Origin of the sequence: Aeromonas fluvialis (genome assembly GCF_000819885.1) — a bacterium.
GTDB classification, from domain to species: Bacteria; Pseudomonadota; Gammaproteobacteria; order Enterobacterales; family Aeromonadaceae; genus Aeromonas; species Aeromonas fluvialis.
On sequence record NZ_CDBO01000011.1, the window covers coordinates 249,206 to 264,305 of the forward strand.

Genomic DNA, 15,100 nt, shown 5'->3' on the forward strand with positions numbered 1-15,100 from the left:
TGAGGTTGCTATCTCTACCCTAGTGGGCGATTTCGTAGCAGGGCACATATTGGCTGCCAGGCAGCTTCATCCGCTGCTGCTTGACGAAGCTTTCCAGCAGCTTGTCCATCAGGTGCATCAGCTCCTTGTCGCCGTGCAGCTTGAAGGGGCCTTTCTTCTCGATGGCGCGAATGCCCCCTTCCTTGACGTTACCGGCGACGATGCCGGAGAAGGCGCGGCGCAGGTTGGCAGCCAGTAGCTGCGGCGGCTGGTTGCGGTGCAGATCCAGACTGGCCATGCTGGCGTGATCCGGCTCGAAGGGGAGCTGGAACTCCGGCTCGATCTTGAGGGACCAGTTGAAGGAGTAAGCATCGCCGACCGATTTGCGGTATTCGCGGATTTTTGGCATCGCTTCTTTCATCACCCGAGCCACTTCCGGCGCATCGCCGACAATGATCCGGTAGAGCTTGGTCGCCGGTTCACCGAGGGTCGCCTTGATGAAGTCATCGATGGCACGGAAGTAGTCTGCACTCTCTTTCGGGCCGGTCAGAATGATCGGCATCGGCTGGCGTTCGTTGGCCGGATGCATCATGATGCCGAGCAGATAGAGCAGCTCTTCGGCGGTGCCGACACCGCCCGGGAAGATGATGATGCCGTGGCCCAGACGCACGAAGGCTTCCAGTCGCTTCTCGATATCCGGCAGGATCACCAGCTCGTTGACGATGGGGTTGGGCGGTTCTGCGGCGATGATGGAGGGTTCGGTCAGGCCGATGTAACGACCATTTCTTACCCGCTGTTTGGCATGGCCGACGGCGGCCCCCTTCATCGGGCCCTCCATGGCGCCCGGGCCGCAACCGGTACAGATGTTCAGCTCACGCAAGCCCAGTTCGCTGCCCACGGCGCGGGTGTACTGGTACTCGATCTCGTTGATGGAGTGGCCACCCCAGCAGACAATCAGGTTGGGGTCGGCACCGGGTTGGATCACCTTGGCGTTGCGCAGGATGGCGAACACCACGTTGGAGATATGGGTCGAATTGGTGAGGTTGACCAGCCGGTTCGACTCGAGCTGGTTGGAGACATAGAGAATGTCGCGCAGCACCGAGAAGAGGTGCTCCTGAATGCCGCGAATGATCTCGCCATCGACAAAGGCGTGCTCGGGGGCGTTGAACAGTTCCAGCTTGACCCCGCGCTCGCGCCGGATCACATGAATGTCGAATGACTTGAAGCGCTCCAGGATCTCCTTGGAGCTGTCGGTATGGCTGCCGGAATTGAGCACTGCCAGCGAGCAGTTGCGAAACAGTTGATAGATATCGCTGGAGGCAGTCTGCTTGAGGCGATCCACCTCGAGTTGTGACAGCAAATCCATGCTGCCTACGGGATTGATGTGCGTAATCATAGGTTCCCCTTAACTCATTTGTTATCGTTGTGTTTTTCCCTGGGGAGAAAAGGGGACGCCATGTTGCATCCCCTGAGATCGATAGTAGTGGTAACAGAGGGGGGAGGGAAATAGGGAGACGACTGTTCGCTGTTTTTTTAGTCACCACTCAGGCCAGTGTCACTTGATCCCGACCTGCGTTCTTGGAGTGGTAGAGCGCCTTGTCGGCCCGTTCGAACACATCGGAAGGGCTGTCCCCCTCCTTAAACAGGGTAGCGCCAATGGAGATGGTGATCTCCACCTTGGCATCGCGAAAACGGAACGGGATGCTCTTGATGGTCTGGCGCAGGGTCTCCAGCGGCGTCTGGCACTTGTCCGGGTTGATGTTGGGCAGCAGCACCACGAACTCTTCCCCGCCGAAACGGGCGATGAAGTCGGTGTCACGCAGGGCGCTTTGCAGCGCCTTGGCGACCACTTTCAACGCCTTGTCGCCGGCCATGTGGCCATAGTTGTCATTGATGTTCTTGAAGTGATCGATGTCGATGATCGCCATACAGAGCGGAGTGCGGTAGCGAAGCCAACGTTTGTACTCCTGCTCCAGCCTTTCGTCGAGGGCGGCTCGGTTGTGTACCTGGGTCAGGCTGTCGAGGAACAGCTTGTGTTTCTGAATAGTCAGCCGCTTCTTGTATTCTCCTGTCTCCTCTTTCATCAACCGCAGCTTGGCCTCCATGATAGAGAGGTGGGTGAGCAGGTGACGCTCCCGCGCTGCAGTACTTTCGCGCTCTTGCAGCAGCAGATTAATGGCCCCCATATGGCCGGAGATGGCGCTCTTGAGTGCATCGATGGAGTTATGGCTGGCCAGGGAGTGATCGATGGCCTGCAGTTCACAGACCAGGGCTTCGCGGGTTTCACGGGTTTCGTTTTGCAGCGCGCGCCCTTCGTCGAGGGATTCGGTAAACCCGACATGCACCGCTGACAGGCTCTCGTTGAGGGAGCTGAGGAAGGCGCGGGAGGCTTTACGCTCCTCACGAGTGCCCTCGATGATGAGCTCGATAACCAGCATACAGGTCTCTGCCAGCATGGCTGGATTGATGCCGATCAGCAGTTGACGGCGGATATCCCCGAGGCCCTCGCCAATTGAGCCGGCGAAATCGAGTTCGGTGATGAGTCGCTGCAGCTCGTCTGCGATACGCGCATGATCTTTGGGGGCAAACGGTTCGACATCAGGCCGGGGCTCACTCTCTTGCTGCTGGGGAGGGGAAGCGCCTTGCAGTGGCCGGCTTGGCAGCAGCTGGATCTTGATCGCCTGCTGATAGAACTCCAGCAGCTTGATCACCTTCTTCTGGTGATCGGCAATGCCGTAACCGGCGGGACTGGCCAGAAATTCCTTGAGGGACTTGCGGGTCTCCTCCGGGAAGCCCTTGATGGTTTTCAGCTGCTTTGAGCCCAGATCGATGGCGGCCTGTGTCAGCGTCATCGACTCTTCGATGGCATTGCTGTGCTGCTGCAGCAACTTCTCGATGGCGAGCAGATCGGCCTCCAGGGAGGTCAAGGCAGGATTGCTATCCAGTTTCTGCTTGAGCTTGGCGCAGCGATTGTCGAGCTCGCGATCGAAGCCGCGGCAGGAGAGCATCAGCTTGTTGATAAACTGGATGCCACGGGCACGCTCTGCATCGGAAAAGGAGAGAACGCCGTCAAGCTCCAGCTGTTTTTGCTGGAGGGATTCCCTGAGCCTGGCCAATTGTCCTGCTACGGCAGCGATGTCATTCATTATCAGGTCGCCCTGTTGTCATTATTGTTTTTGGTGTTGGATAGCAACAGTGGCCGAACCCGAGGTTGAGCGTTGTCTGTTATCAATTTGTTGTCGGCTGGTCATCAGCGGTTTGCGTCCTTGCAAGGCTGGGCCAGTTAACCCATTGCTTTTCATGAGAAGAATTCACTTTTACCAGCCCTTTGTCAATTGCCATCAGGCCGCATTGCCACACATCCCCATTAAAAAATGCGGCTTGTTGGCAATCGATGGCGGCGAGCTCCAGCCAGGCGTTTTGCCGGTATTTTTCACTGAGTTGAATGGCTCCCGACAAGGCGAGATAGCAGAGGTCGAACAGGCCATTGTGATCGAGTGCGGTTGCCGCCTTGGGCAGGAAGGGGTGGCTGACAATCCCCAAGCTTATCTGGCGATCCAGCGGATACTGGCAAGGGAAGGCGGCGATAGCGGTCAGCAGATCCCCTGCCAGTTGGTGCAGGTCGGTCACGTGGCGCTGTGGCACGACGTAGAGCATGTGCCCCTCCCGCAGATCATAGATGCGGCCATCTTGCGGGGTCAGGGTCACCATATAGGAGCCGAACGCCTGCTCGATTTCACGGCTGACCTGATAGCCGTGGCGCTCGAGGGTGTTGACCATAAAGGGCACCTTGAACAACAGATAGTGCAGCTTGTCATCAAATTCGCTGGTGGGAACTTCGCTCAGATACCAGCGATCCGATTTCAGCTGGCGTTTTGCCATCTCCCGTGGCCAGCGATTCATCAGCCGCTGCCAGTTGGCAAGTCCGGAACGGGGTTCGATCAGCAGGGCCTCGTCAGTGCGTTTCAGTTGCAGGCGGGCGGTACGCAATTTGAGCCAGAGAGTGAAGAAGAGGTAGATAAAGAGTGCCAGCAGCAGGCTGGTGGTGATGCTTGACCAGAGGTAACGCTCCTGCTGGTGCAGGCTGTTGTTAAGCTGTTGTTCCAGCTCCTTGATGTGCTGTACCCGCTCGACATGGACATAGTTGTCGCGGATTGCTGCCTGCTCCTGATCCATTTCCTGCTGGCGGATCTCTTCCCCCAAACGATGGAAGCGCTTGTAACTGTCGAGGGCCTGGTGCAGGTATCCCTTCTGTTCATAGGCAAGCGACAACAGGCGGAATACTTCGTACTGACGGCGCGTGTCACCGACCTGATTGGCCAACTCCCGGGCATTTTCCAACTGCAGGATGGCGATGGCAGCCTCCTGCTTCTTCAGATAGAGCTCGCCGAGCAACAGCAGGGTATCGATCAACGGCTCTTTGGCATCGCTCAGCTCATGAGACTGACGGGCGGCATTGAGGTAGTTGCCGGCCAGCGACAGGTTACCGCTCTGCAGATAGGTTTTGCCGATCTCGTACTTGAGCAGAGAGGCTTGTGGTCGGCTGCTCCCCTCATCGAGCAAGTCCAGCGCATTGAAGAAGTAGACCAGCGCCATATTGAGGTCGCCCTGATAGCGATTGAGCCGGGCCAGCACGATAAGCGAGTCGCAGAGCAGAGACGGATTGCCGATGGAGTGAAAATAGTTGGCCGCTTCATTGGCATATTGCAGCGCTTTCTGGGGCTCCTGCTCCTGCTGGTAGAGTTTGACTATCTGGTTAGAGAGCAGGCCGAGAAAGAGCGGGTTGTTGAGATGTTTGGCCTGCTGCTGGGCATCGATATATTCACCCAGCGCCAGCTGGGGTTGCTGCAGCACACGATAGAGGTCGCCGCTGATGGCGCTGACCCAGGCACTGGCGAGGGGATTGGGGGTCTTGGCAGCCCAGATCCGAGCATCTGCCAGATGGGCCTTGGCATCATCGAAGTGCTGGTTCTCGATGTCGAAGCTGGTGCGTTGCAGGCGGCTATAAATCTGCAGCTGGCTCTGCTTGAGAATGGGGATGGCCAGCTGCTCGTCCAGTTGATCCATCAGGGCGCGGCTGGTGCTCTGGTTATCAGGTTTGAGGGCCTGACTGCGGACCTTGAGATAGAGGCCGTGGGCCTTGAGTTCCGGTTGCCGCTCTTTGTCTGCCAGCGCCATCGCCTTGTCGAGTGCTTGCTGGGTGGCCTGATATTGGCCCAGTTGCAGCAGACACTCTCCTTTGAGCAGATAGGCGCCTATGTTTTGGGCCACCGTGCTGTAACTCAGGATGGGCTCGCGATAACCGAACTCCTGGCGATTACTGATGATTTGCTGAGGGGTATTGGCTGCGCGCGTCAGGAAGGCGGTGGTGATCTGGACGCATCTGGCAGGATCGGTCAGTACCATCGATTGCGCTTGTTGCAGATCGATGGAGAGTTGCACCTTGTCCAGATCCAGATTCGGAGCTGACAGGGAGGACATCATCATGGCCAGAAAAAACAGTTGATTCATTGGATTAAGGACTGCGCAGCGGTGTTGGCATGTTATCCAAGCCCACCCCTGCGAGTCCAGCGTTTACTGAGGGGGGGACTCAGGCTCCTCTGTAGCCAAGTGCACCGCGGCCCCTGCAGGGAAGAGATAGCCGGGTGCTCTGATGTGATACCGGGCCGCCCCTCTTCAATACTTGCGTTTATTGACGGATCAGGCGCAGGTTAGCCGGCACGGTTTCGACATCGGAACGGAACGGGTTGATGTCGAGGCCACCGCGGCGGGTGTAGCGGGCATAGACGGTCAACTGCTCAGGCTGGCAATAGTGCTTGAGGTCGATAAAGATCCGCTCGATGCACTGCTCGTGGAACTCGTTGTGCTGGCGGAACGAGATGAGGTAGCGCAGCAGCTTCTCCCGATCGAGTTTCGGCCCCTTGTAGCGGATCACTACAGAGCCCCAGTCCGGTTGGCTGGTGACCAGACAGTTGGACTTGAGCAGGTGGCTGTGCAGGGTCTCTTCCACCTGCTCGCTACCGGCCGCCCCTTGCAGCAGGGTTGCGTCAAACTCGTAGCTGTCTACTTCGATATCCTGTTCGTCGATGCACTCGCCGGGCAGCAGGGCAATCTGGTGTGGCGCCTTGTCGAGGGGGAACAGGGTCACTTTGACAGGCTCGCCGGCGCAGGCGCTCAGATCCTTGGTCAGCATGGCGGCGACTGCCTCGATAGAGTCGCAACGGGTCTGATTGAACGAGTTGAGGTAGAGCTTGAAGGATTTGGATTCGATCAGGTTCGCACTGGTGGCCGGAATGGTCACTTCACCCACCGCCACCATCGGCTTGCCCTTTGCGTTGAGCCAGGAGAGCTCATAGAGGGTCCAGACATCGCAACCGCTAAAGGGCAGATCATCACCTAGTTGGAGATCATCCCGGTTCAGGCTGCGGGGAACCGGCTGCAGCAGGGAGGGGGTGTACTGGCTGATGTAATCGGATTGCTGGCCCAGGCTCAGGCCGGTCAGGGCGCTGGCCCCGGCGTATCTATCTTGTTTGCTCACGTGTTTGCTCACCTGATGTGTTCATGATGATGGAAAGGAAGCGTGCTAGCGCCTGCCTGGCCGCAGTTGTGCAGCCGTTTGGCTTGGTGGTCGGCACAGCCTGCGCCCAGGCTCGGCTGGCAACCTTGTCTGTCACCCGGTTTGGTGGTGCAATAGCAGACTTTGCCAGCAATTGTGGGGATTTTCGATGTCGGATCAAGTTTTGTCTGCCCTGAAGCACTTTTTTACCCGCTGGCAACGGGATGGCGAGGCCAGACGAGGCCTGCCTCTGTGCGAGTGGGAGGCGGAGTGGCGTTCTCCCTGTCAGCTTGGTGAGCCCGCCGATGGTCGGGTGGGCTGGCGTCCTCACTATCGCCCCGAGCCTGCCGATTTTTCGGCTATGGCCGATGCCCTCGAGCTGACGATTCATCCCAGCGCCATTGCCCTGTTTGGTCACTGGTTCAGCCGTCCCATCCCCTGCCTCTTCAAGGGGCTGCGCCTTGAACTGATCCTGCCGTGGAACGAGGCGGATCTCGATCTGCTCAAAGAGAACCTCATCGGCCATCTGCTGATGTTGCGCAAGCTAAAGCGTGCCCCCTCCATCTTTATTGCCACCACCCGTAACGAGATGACGCTGATCTCGCTGGATAACGAGAGTGGTCAGGTGTGGCTGGAGTGGCTCGACTCCGGCCGCCGTCTGCCGTTGGCCCCTTCTCTTCCGGTGTTTCTGGAACGGTTGGAGACATTGCCGCAATAGACGCGTGTGCGAGCCAAGGTTACTCATCGGAACGAAAAGAGCCTTGCCATGCGGCAAGGCTCTTTTTTTATGGCATCGTGTACGGGGAACGCGCTTAATCCTTGAAATCCCAGGAGAGGTTGGAGACCAGTCGGCAGCTGTCGCATTTGAAGTCGAAGATCTCGTGTAGCGGCTCTGCCAGCACCCACTGACCGCCACAGCTGGGGCAGAGGCGCGCCTTCTCGTCAGCGGCGCTCAGCCCGCCCACCCGGTAGAGGTAGTAGTAGGTGGGGATGCCGCTCAGCACTTCCAGCCGCTTGGCGAGATCGCTGCCGCGCCGGTAGAGGCGGCTGCCCACTTCGCCGATTTCGTGCAGCGCCGCATGCTCGGCGATGGAGCCGTTCATCTGCAGCTGATCGCACGCCTCCCAATCCTCCTGCCACTTGATGATCTGTTTCTGATCGCCGTTGGCGACGGCGGGTAGCTGGTAGAGCGGGATGGGGGCAAAGTGGTCGCCACAGCGCAGCGGCGAGCAGGTATGCAAAAAGCTGGTATAGAGCAGCATCCAGCTCGGCCGTTCGCCCTGTGTGCCGCATGGATCGGTACTGTCAGAGAGCAGATCCGCCCCCTGCAGCTGCAGTTTCGGTGCCAGCAGCCCCGCCTGATTGAGCTGCTGTTCGGCCAGTCTGACCTGATCGCTCTGGTTGTCCGGGTGCAGGCTATCCTGCTCCGGGCAGACCACCCGACTGACGAAATAGCCGTCGTGCATGCTGGTGGGGAACTCCCGCCCGAGGATCTGCCCCTGATAGCGCAGCATGTCGAGGTAGTTGACGATGGCCCGCTCGGCGTCGCCAAGGGAGGTATCGCGGTAGCACTCAAAGCAGAGCTCGACGATATACATGGTTCAGCCTTGCCCCTGCTGGATAAGCAGGTCGGTCAGGCGATCCACCTTCTGTTCGATGCGCGCGAGCTGCTCGGCGAGTTGCTGCAGGGTGAGCGCCGGTGCTGGCTGGGGCGCTGCCTCTGACACGCTCTCACTCTCGGCGGTCGCGACGGGCTGCTGCTTCCACTGGCTCAGCACTTTCAGCAGCTCGGCCATTGGCACGGGCTGGGTGAGGCGGGCCTTGATCATGGCGGTGGTGGGCATCAGCCCCTTGGCGGCCAGCTCGTTGGCAATTCGGATGATCTCGTGGGCGGACATAAGCATGCTCTGGGTGAAAAGGGGGATCGATATCGGGGCGGGATCTTAACCAAAGCCGGCAGGGGAGGAAAGGGGCGGGCGGCTTAGCGGGGCTGGCGCAACATCAGATCGAGCTGGTCGATCGCCTCGCACCAGTCGGAGTCGTGCCACAGGGCATCGCGCAAAAAGCTGGCCTGGGCGGCGCTCCAGAAACTGGCCTCCGGCAACAGCGTTTCGTTGTCGAGATGATGGTCGTGCACAAAGCGGTGCAGGCTCAACTCGTCGTTGGCCATCCCGAGCTGGGAAAACAGGGCTGGCAGATCGTGGGCTAGGTGTGCCATCTCGTCTCTCCCTTAACTAATTCCTGAGATTATAGTCAGGGCGCAGAGACGAGACCGGCGATCAGGCAGAGGGGATGCGATGAGGGGGGAGTTCGACGCCGACCACATGCAGCCCCTGCATCTTGAGGGTGCCCTGATAGTGACTCTCGCCGTCGCTGGAGAATTCAAACTGGTAGTGGGTCAGCAGCCGCAGGGGATGGCGCGCCAGCTCCCGCCGATAGCGAGCCAGCGACAGCAGTTGCAGATCATGGTGCTGACAGTAGCGGCGCATATATTGCCAGGCCACTTCAGCCTGACGGCGTTGCAGCCAGAACAGTCCGGCAACGGCCATCAGCAACAGAATTCCGAGCATCTCTCCCATGGAGGGGCTTCCTTGTTGTCCGTGTGATGACGGGAATCCCCATGGCGGGCTTCCCGTCTCCTTGTCGTTGTCCGTGCGCGAACGCGGGATCAGGCCGAGGCAAACAGACGGCCGATGGCCTTGCCCAGCGCCTCGCTGCGCTCTGGGTCGCGCAGTCTGGCCAGCATATCATTGCGCAGGGCCGGTAAAGTGACCAACTCGGCAAAAACCTGATTGAAGAACTGGGTCGGTTGCAACGCCAGCTGTTCCAGATAGTGGCTGAGCAGATGGGCATCTTTCAGATCGGGCCAGAGCCGGCCGGCGATGGCGAGCAGCAGGGCCGGGCTCGGCTGGGTTTGCAGCAGGGTCAGCAGCTTGTTGCTGCGCAAGGTGCTGCCGGGACAGGAGGCCATGGCGCGACAGAGATAGGCCAAGGTTTCCGGGTTGGGGGCGGCGCACTCCTGCTCTTTGCCGATCCGCTCAAGCAGGGCGCCTTGCACCGCCGGTGGCAGCGGGGCGTTTTCCAGGCTCTGGCAGAGGGCATAGAGCGGCTCTTGCGGCAGCTTGGGCAGCGCCTTGCAGATCAGCGCCAGATTGCGCTCGTCATGCAGTCGCTCGGCCAGATCGGCAAACCCCTGCAGCCCCAGTGTTTGCCAGCCGCTGTCATTGGGAGCAGCCAGATAGTGGCAGAGGGCATCGTAGTAGGCAGAAGGGGCCTGCTCCAGCTGACGGGCCAGCTTGGCGTGCAGACTGGCCATCTTGGCCTCCGCCGGACGGAAGGTGTAGGGGTTGTCGGCCAAGCGCTGGGCTTTTTCTTCATCCAGATCGCCGGTGAGCTTGTAGCCCAGGGTCTCCACCACCTGATCCATGAACAATTTGGGGCCGTTTGACATCAGCAGGCCGCGCTCATCGAGGGCAAACTTGAGAAACCAGAGGTAGTGGCGCGACTCGCTTTGCTGAAAGAAGTGAACGCCCAGCCAGGCGTGCTGTTGCAGCGGCCAGGGGTAGGGTTCCTGCTGCTGTTCGACGCGGGCAAAGGTATCGCTTGCCAGCGGCCGCACCTGGCGGCCCATGTCAAACAGCTGGAACTGGGTGCCAGCCTGAGTCAGAAATTCGGTCAAGGTATTGATGGCAGTAGGCGTCGCAGACATGGTGAGATCCGGCTAAAGGTGATGCGGGCCGATTATAAGGCCCTGGCCGAGGATAGCCAGTAGCAGCAGACGCGCGCTGCGGCAGATATCAACATGGCAGCCATGCGGGGGGAGGTGTATAGTATCGCCCTTTTTTACAGGCGGCAGGCTGCGCTGGCTGCCGCATATCGACGATCCGGCTTGGCTGATTGGGCCGGTTTCACCCGTGGTAATGAGGAAGAGAGCGAGATGAATCAATATTTGCTGGTAGCTGGCCTGTTGGGGGAACTCACCGCCGAGTTGCAGCGCCTTGAGCGCTGGCAAGCTGACCATCCCGGTGACGAAGCCCTGGCAAGCACCCTGCCTTTTTGTGTCGATACCCTGAGCTTTGATCAGTGGCTGCAGTTCGTGCTGATCCCGCGCATGGAGCAACTGGTGATGCTGCAGGCACCGCTGCCCGCTAATGTCTCTCTCTATCCCATGGCCAGTGAGGTCTATAAAGAGGAGCTGGCCGAGGTGAAAGCGCTGCTGCGCCTGATCGCCCGTTTCGATCTGCTGCTCTCCGGCAAAGTGATCGAACAATGATGTCACAGCAAACCCGAGAAGAGAGTGACCTGAAGCTCACCCTGCTCTATCAGGATGAGTGGCTGGTGGCGGTCAACAAGCCGTCCGGCCTACTGGTGCACCGCAGCTGGCTCGACAAGGCTGAGACCCGCTTCGCCATGCAGATGACCCGGGATCTCATTGGCGGCCGCCATGTCTATCCGGTGCATCGCCTCGACCGTCCCACCTCCGGCGTGCTGCTGTTTGCGCTCGATCCGGTGATTGCCCGTGCCCTGACTGAAGCCTTTACCCAGCGTCAGGTACACAAGGAGTATCTGGCGCTGGTGCGGGGCTGGGCGCCCGAGCAGGGGGTGATCGACTACCCCCTCAAGGAGCAGCTGGACAAGATCGCCGATGCCATGAGCAACCCGGATCGCCCGGCGCAAGATGCCATCACCACCTTCCGCCGCCTGCATCAGGTCGAGCTGCCCCACGCGGTCTCCAAAAAGCACCCTACTAGCCGTTACAGCCTGGTCAGGTTGTTTCCGAAGACCGGGCGTAAACATCAATTGCGCCGCCATATGGATCACCTGTTCCACCCCATCGTCGGGGACACTACCCACGGGGATGGCCGCCACAACCGCTTCTTTCGCGAGCACTTTGGCTGTGAACGGCTGCTGCTGGTAGCACGCACCCTGAGCTTTACCCATCCGGTACTCAAGGTACCGATGCGGATCCAGGCACCGCTCGGGCAGGATGTGCTGCGCCTGTTTGCCGCGCTGGGCTGGCCCGCCAGCGAGAGCGACTACTAAGCGCCTGATCCTCGGCCCTGAACCGGTGGCATCTGACGCCAGCTTGCTGATAGAGTTGCTCATGAGCATTGCTCAAGATAGTGACTCAAGCAGGGAGCGGAGAATGGCGCAGATCGATATCGTGGTAGGAACTGTCTACGGCGCAGCCATGCTGGTGGCCGAGACCTTGGCAGATGAGTTGGCACGCAAGGGGCATCACTGTGCCCTGCACGAAGAAGCACGGCTGGCGGACATCGACCCCGGCCGTTTTTTATTGCTGGTCAGTGCCACCACCGGGCAGGGGGACATTCCGCCCAATCTGCAGCCCTTTGCCAGCGAGCTGGCTGACCAGACGCCCTGGCTCAAGGGGCTGCGTTATGCCCTGATTGCCATGGGCGACAGCAGCTATGACCATTTTTGTGGCGCAGGCCGTCGGCTGGACGGATGGCTGCAAGAGCTGGGGGCCACGCGAGTGATCCCCCCGCTGGAGCTGGATGCCACCCTGCACGATGAACCCGAACAGGTGGCACTCACCTGGCTGAAAAAGTGGGATATTCAGCCCTGAGTATTCTCTGAAATAGAGTCGTATCACTCCCCTGCCCCTGAACCGGCAGGGGATGGCGATTTGCACACATGTCATCTCACTCAGCAAGGTTCCCCATTGTGATGGTCGATAGGGGGGGGAGTGAGATTTTCCCCTTTTTGCATTCCCTCGTCGTTATGGTTTTAAGCGTGCCGCAGACTCGTCGTCCAAATAAAAGTTCAATCTTGAAAGCGATCTCAGTCATGTTTTTGTCATTCAATCGTAAAATAATCACTTTGGTTCTATCGCAAATTAATTACTGGTAACGCTTTCTGGTTGTCTGTGATTGCCAAATTTGTGCTTTATTTAGGTGGTTATTGCTTGTTGTGACGGTTTTTTACTGGCTGGTGTTGTGGCGATCGTTTGCCGAGCGATTTGTCGCCATTTTGTGAGTCGCCTCATACTTGTCGTGAAAACCGCTCCCTATAATCAACCTCGGTTATCACCAACAGGATTACATGGTGATAAGAAGTTGAATATTCAGGATCACCCTCCTCACTGCGGGAAATAAGGATTATGACAATGAAAATGAAGTGGCTCCCGATTGCAGCAGCCGTTACTGCCGCCCTGGCTTCCCAAGCCGCCTTTGCCGTAGATTTCCACGGTTACATGCGTTCTGGTGTCGGTGTCTCCAGTGATGGTGACATGCAGCCTTTGAGCAAACAAAAAGTGGGTCGTCTTGGTAATGAAGACGACACTTATGGTGAAGTTCAGCTTGGCCAAGAAGTATTCAACAAAGATGGCAAGACTTTCTATGTTGACTCCATGTTTGCCATGACTTCCGACGGTTCCAATGACTGGGAAAGTACCGGTACTGTTTGTAACTTCGATGCCGAGCAGTGCAATGGTGATTCCGACTTCGCTCTGCGTCAGTTCAACGTACAAGCCAAAGGCTTACTGAGCTTTGCTCCTGAAGCCACCCTGTGGGCCGGTAAGCGTTACTACCAACGTCACGACATCCATATCTCCGACTTCTACTACTGGAACATCTCCGGTGCTGGTGCAGGTATCGAAGGCATCCAGGCTGGCCCGGGTAAAGTCTCTTTCGCATGGGTACGCAACGATCGCAGCGCGGCTGATGTGTTCGGTCAGTACACCGAGACCAAGCCTGGTGAGTTCCAGAAAAACGAAGATCTGAACGTTAATACCCTGGATCTGCGTTATGCCGGCATCCCATTGTGGACCGATGCCTCTCTGGAACTGGGCGTGGATTACGCACTGGTTAACGAGACCGATGATCAGGAAGCACTGAACAAAGACCCGCAAGATGGTGTCATGCTGACTGCTGAACTGACCGCAGGCATCCTCGGTGGTTTCAACAAAACCGTGCTGCAGTATGGTACCGAAGGTTACTCCAAGACCATGGCTTTCTATGGTGATGGTTCCTGGTACGGTGCTGAAGCCAAAGACGGTGCCGATGGTTTCCGTATCATCAACTGGGGCGTTCTTCCGATGGGTAACTCCTGGGAGATGGGTCACCAGCTGGTCTACGGGGTAGGTAACGAAATGTGGGATGGCAACGACAAGTGGGAAACCATGTCAGTTGTTGTTCGCCCGATGTACAAGTGGGATGACTTCAACAAGACCATCTTTGAAGGCGGTTACTACAAGGACAACAACAAGTCCACCGATGGTTCTGAAGCAAAGGATTCTGGTTACAAGCTGACTCTGGCTCAAGCCTGGTCTGCCGGTTCCAGCTTCTGGGCCCGTCCTGAAATTCGTGTGTTTGCCTCCTACGTGGGTCTTGATGATAACGATATGGCTGGTAAGCCTTTCGATAGTAAATCATCAAAAGACACTTGGAACTATGGTGTTCAAGCAGAAGCTTGGTGGTAAGCAAAAATTTAAGTTAAGTTAGTCACTGCCCCCTTATGGGGGCAGTTTTGTTTCGCCGGATCACGGCCACCGGATGATGGAGATAAGAAAAATGAAACGGGTAAAGATGTCTACTGCAGCCGTAATCACTGCGCTATTAACCGGTTGTGCCGGAAACATGATCGTTCCTCTGCAAGAACATGGCGCGATTCTGAGCGATGCCGCTCAAGCCAAGCAAGCGTTGGCCAAAGCCTCAAGCTGCTGTGTGGCGTTTAAAGATTTCAGTTATGCCCCCTTGCCTGAAGGTGAGACCTTGCTGGCCATCGATGGCAAGCAACCCACTTTTCAGTTTGATGAGGGGATGAGTTACTTTGCGGCTTATCGCCTGCCGGTCAACACCGGCAATCTGGCGATCAGCCTGGCATCACAGGTGAGCAAAACCGTGATGGTGCCCAAAGTCATTATGCTGGATGCCGAGTTCAAGGTGACTCGCGTACTGGGTGAGTCAGTATTCAGTTATCAGCCTGCTCACTTGCTCGATAACGACCGTATAGAAGGGCGTCTCTTTGTTGACCGCAGCATGCCGGGCAATCCGGCCAGCGAAACATATATGATCGTTTATGCGCCCGCGGATCAGCTCTCAGGCAGCACCACAATTTTGCATCCATCAAAAGCTTTTGCTCGTGCTAATGGCACCGTTGAGCCTGATATCAAGGATCCGGTGATCCCGCACTCGCCGTGGGGCTTGCTGCAGATCAAAGTAAAAGATATGGCTAAAGGAAGTGGTCTTGAAGCGGTATTCAAACCCGAATATGCCGACAAGGTGGCCATGAGCCAGGGTCAGCAGGTCGCCGAGATAGCGACGGCTGCAGCCGTTACTACGACGGCAACAGTCGCAGCTAAACCGGCGCCAGCCATGCTGAGTGAAACTGAAACCTTCTATCAGAGCCAGATCGAAAAAGCGGTCAAGGCGGGGGATATCGACAAGGCGATGAAGCTGGTGAACGAGGCCGAACGGGCCGGTTCAACCAAGGCAAAAACCGTGTTTGTCGATGCGGTGAAGCGCTCGCAAAAATAACCTAATATCGGCCTTTGCTGGTCAGATATATTTATTGAGGCCTCCCTTGTTGGAGGCCTTTTTAATC

At 57.7% G+C, this 15,100-nt stretch carries 15 protein-coding genes; 6 read left to right on the forward strand and 9 right to left on the reverse strand.

Features of this window, described 5'->3' with window-relative positions:
- Nucleotides 1-19: 19 nt before the first annotated feature.
- The 4 genes from ppnN to queF all read right to left on the reverse strand — a co-directional run bounded on the left by ppnN (nt 20) and on the right by queF (nt 6,517).
- Complete coding sequence (gene ppnN, locus BN1125_RS03320; protein ID WP_042010660.1) at nt 20-1,375, reverse strand: nucleotide 5'-monophosphate nucleosidase PpnN; 1,356 nt, start codon at nt 1,373-1,375, stop codon at nt 20-22.
- A 148-nt stretch (nt 1,376-1,523) separates the two neighbouring features.
- Nucleotides 1,524-3,125 (reverse strand): GGDEF domain-containing protein, encoded by a 1,602-nt coding sequence (locus BN1125_RS03325; protein ID WP_042010661.1) that lies wholly within the window; start codon nt 3,123-3,125, stop codon nt 1,524-1,526.
- Nucleotides 3,126-3,207: 82 nt separating this feature from the next.
- Nucleotides 3,208-5,490 (reverse strand): hypothetical protein, encoded by a 2,283-nt coding sequence (locus BN1125_RS03330; RefSeq protein WP_042010662.1) that lies wholly within the window; start codon nt 5,488-5,490, stop codon nt 3,208-3,210.
- Nucleotides 5,491-5,668: 178 nt separating this feature from the next.
- Nucleotides 5,669-6,517, reverse strand: coding sequence for an NADPH-dependent 7-cyano-7-deazaguanine reductase QueF (gene queF / locus BN1125_RS03335; RefSeq protein WP_042010746.1), 849 nt, complete (start codon nt 6,515-6,517; stop codon nt 5,669-5,671).
- 187 nt (nt 6,518-6,704) lie between these two features.
- Here queF and BN1125_RS03340 point away from each other — a divergent pair, with 187 nt between their 5' ends.
- Nucleotides 6,705-7,253, forward strand: a complete 549-nt coding sequence (locus BN1125_RS03340) for a SecY-interacting protein Syd (RefSeq protein ID WP_042010663.1) — start codon at nt 6,705-6,707, stop codon at nt 7,251-7,253.
- A 94-nt stretch (nt 7,254-7,347) separates the two neighbouring features.
- Here BN1125_RS03340 and BN1125_RS03345 read toward each other — a convergent pair whose 3' ends face one another.
- The 5 genes from BN1125_RS03345 to BN1125_RS03365 form a co-directional block, all read right to left on the reverse strand.
- Nucleotides 7,348-8,133 carry a Zn-ribbon-containing protein gene (locus BN1125_RS03345; protein WP_042010665.1) on the reverse strand — a complete coding sequence of 262 codons (786 nt, stop codon included), beginning with the start codon at nt 8,131-8,133 and terminating at the stop codon, nt 7,348-7,350.
- A gap of 3 nt (nt 8,134-8,136) precedes the next feature.
- A complete protein-coding gene (locus BN1125_RS03350; protein WP_042010666.1) occupies nt 8,137-8,433 on the reverse strand; it encodes a hypothetical protein in 297 nt (98 codons plus the stop codon).
- Nucleotides 8,434-8,516: 83 nt separating this feature from the next.
- Nucleotides 8,517-8,753, reverse strand: a complete 237-nt coding sequence (locus tag BN1125_RS03355) for a DUF2789 family protein (protein WP_042010667.1) — start codon at nt 8,751-8,753, stop codon at nt 8,517-8,519.
- 61 nt (nt 8,754-8,814) lie between these two features.
- Nucleotides 8,815-9,114 carry a DUF3301 domain-containing protein gene (locus BN1125_RS03360; protein WP_042010668.1) on the reverse strand — a complete coding sequence of 100 codons (300 nt, stop codon included), beginning with the start codon at nt 9,112-9,114 and terminating at the stop codon, nt 8,815-8,817.
- A gap of 89 nt (nt 9,115-9,203) precedes the next feature.
- Nucleotides 9,204-10,244, reverse strand: a complete 1,041-nt coding sequence (locus tag BN1125_RS03365; RefSeq protein ID WP_042010669.1) for a DUF3549 family protein — start codon at nt 10,242-10,244, stop codon at nt 9,204-9,206.
- Between the two features lie 228 nt (nt 10,245-10,472).
- Between BN1125_RS03365 and BN1125_RS03370 the strand changes: the two genes are divergently transcribed.
- The 5 genes from BN1125_RS03370 to BN1125_RS03390 all read left to right on the forward strand — a co-directional run bounded on the left by BN1125_RS03370 (nt 10,473) and on the right by BN1125_RS03390 (nt 15,033).
- Nucleotides 10,473-10,808 carry a YqcC family protein gene (locus BN1125_RS03370; protein WP_042010670.1) on the forward strand — a complete coding sequence of 112 codons (336 nt, stop codon included), beginning with the start codon at nt 10,473-10,475 and terminating at the stop codon, nt 10,806-10,808.
- Entirely contained in the window at nt 10,805-11,578 is a 774-nt protein-coding gene (truC, locus tag BN1125_RS03375; RefSeq protein WP_042010671.1) for a tRNA pseudouridine(65) synthase TruC, read from the forward strand. Before BN1125_RS03370 ends, truC begins: the two co-directional genes overlap by 4 nt.
- Nucleotides 11,579-11,681: 103 nt before the next feature.
- Nucleotides 11,682-12,122 carry a flavodoxin gene (locus BN1125_RS03380; protein ID WP_042010672.1) on the forward strand — a complete coding sequence of 147 codons (441 nt, stop codon included), beginning with the start codon at nt 11,682-11,684 and terminating at the stop codon, nt 12,120-12,122.
- 540 nt (nt 12,123-12,662) lie between these two features.
- A complete protein-coding gene (locus tag BN1125_RS03385) occupies nt 12,663-13,976 on the forward strand; it encodes a maltoporin (protein ID WP_042010674.1) in 1,314 nt (437 codons plus the stop codon).
- A 91-nt stretch (nt 13,977-14,067) separates the two neighbouring features.
- The gene (locus BN1125_RS03390) at nt 14,068-15,033 is read left to right on the forward strand and encodes a MalM family protein (protein WP_042010675.1); all 966 of its coding nucleotides are present in this window, start codon (nt 14,068-14,070) and stop codon (nt 15,031-15,033) included.
- The last annotated feature ends 67 nt before the right edge of the window (nt 15,034-15,100 follow it).

Bases quoted from the DNA above. Each gene is read 5' to 3' on its own strand.
- BN1125_RS03390 (WP_042010675.1), top strand. From the start codon at position 14,068: ATGAAACGGGTAAAGATGTCTACTGCAGCCGTAATCACTGCGCTATTA.
- ppnN (WP_042010660.1), bottom strand. From the start codon at position 1,375: ATGATTACGCACATCAATCCCGTAGGCAGCATGGATTTGCTGTCACAA.
- BN1125_RS03340 (WP_042010663.1), top strand. From the start codon at position 6,705: ATGTCGGATCAAGTTTTGTCTGCCCTGAAGCACTTTTTTACCCGCTGG.
- BN1125_RS03350 (WP_042010666.1), bottom strand. From the start codon at position 8,433: ATGTCCGCCCACGAGATCATCCGAATTGCCAACGAGCTGGCCGCCAAG.
- BN1125_RS03360 (WP_042010668.1), bottom strand. From the start codon at position 9,114: ATGGGAGAGATGCTCGGAATTCTGTTGCTGATGGCCGTTGCCGGACTG.
- truC (WP_042010671.1), top strand. From the start codon at position 10,805: ATGATGTCACAGCAAACCCGAGAAGAGAGTGACCTGAAGCTCACCCTG.
- BN1125_RS03380 (WP_042010672.1), top strand. From the start codon at position 11,682: ATGGCGCAGATCGATATCGTGGTAGGAACTGTCTACGGCGCAGCCATG.
- BN1125_RS03365 (WP_042010669.1), bottom strand. From the start codon at position 10,244: ATGTCTGCGACGCCTACTGCCATCAATACCTTGACCGAATTTCTGACT.
- BN1125_RS03385 (WP_042010674.1), top strand. From the start codon at position 12,663: ATGAAAATGAAGTGGCTCCCGATTGCAGCAGCCGTTACTGCCGCCCTG.
- BN1125_RS03330 (WP_042010662.1), bottom strand. From the start codon at position 5,490: ATGAATCAACTGTTTTTTCTGGCCATGATGATGTCCTCCCTGTCAGCT.
- BN1125_RS03325 (WP_042010661.1), bottom strand. From the start codon at position 3,125: ATGAATGACATCGCTGCCGTAGCAGGACAATTGGCCAGGCTCAGGGAA.
- BN1125_RS03370 (WP_042010670.1), top strand. From the start codon at position 10,473: ATGAATCAATATTTGCTGGTAGCTGGCCTGTTGGGGGAACTCACCGCC.
- BN1125_RS03345 (WP_042010665.1), bottom strand. From the start codon at position 8,133: ATGTATATCGTCGAGCTCTGCTTTGAGTGCTACCGCGATACCTCCCTT.
- BN1125_RS03355 (WP_042010667.1), bottom strand. From the start codon at position 8,753: ATGGCACACCTAGCCCACGATCTGCCAGCCCTGTTTTCCCAGCTCGGG.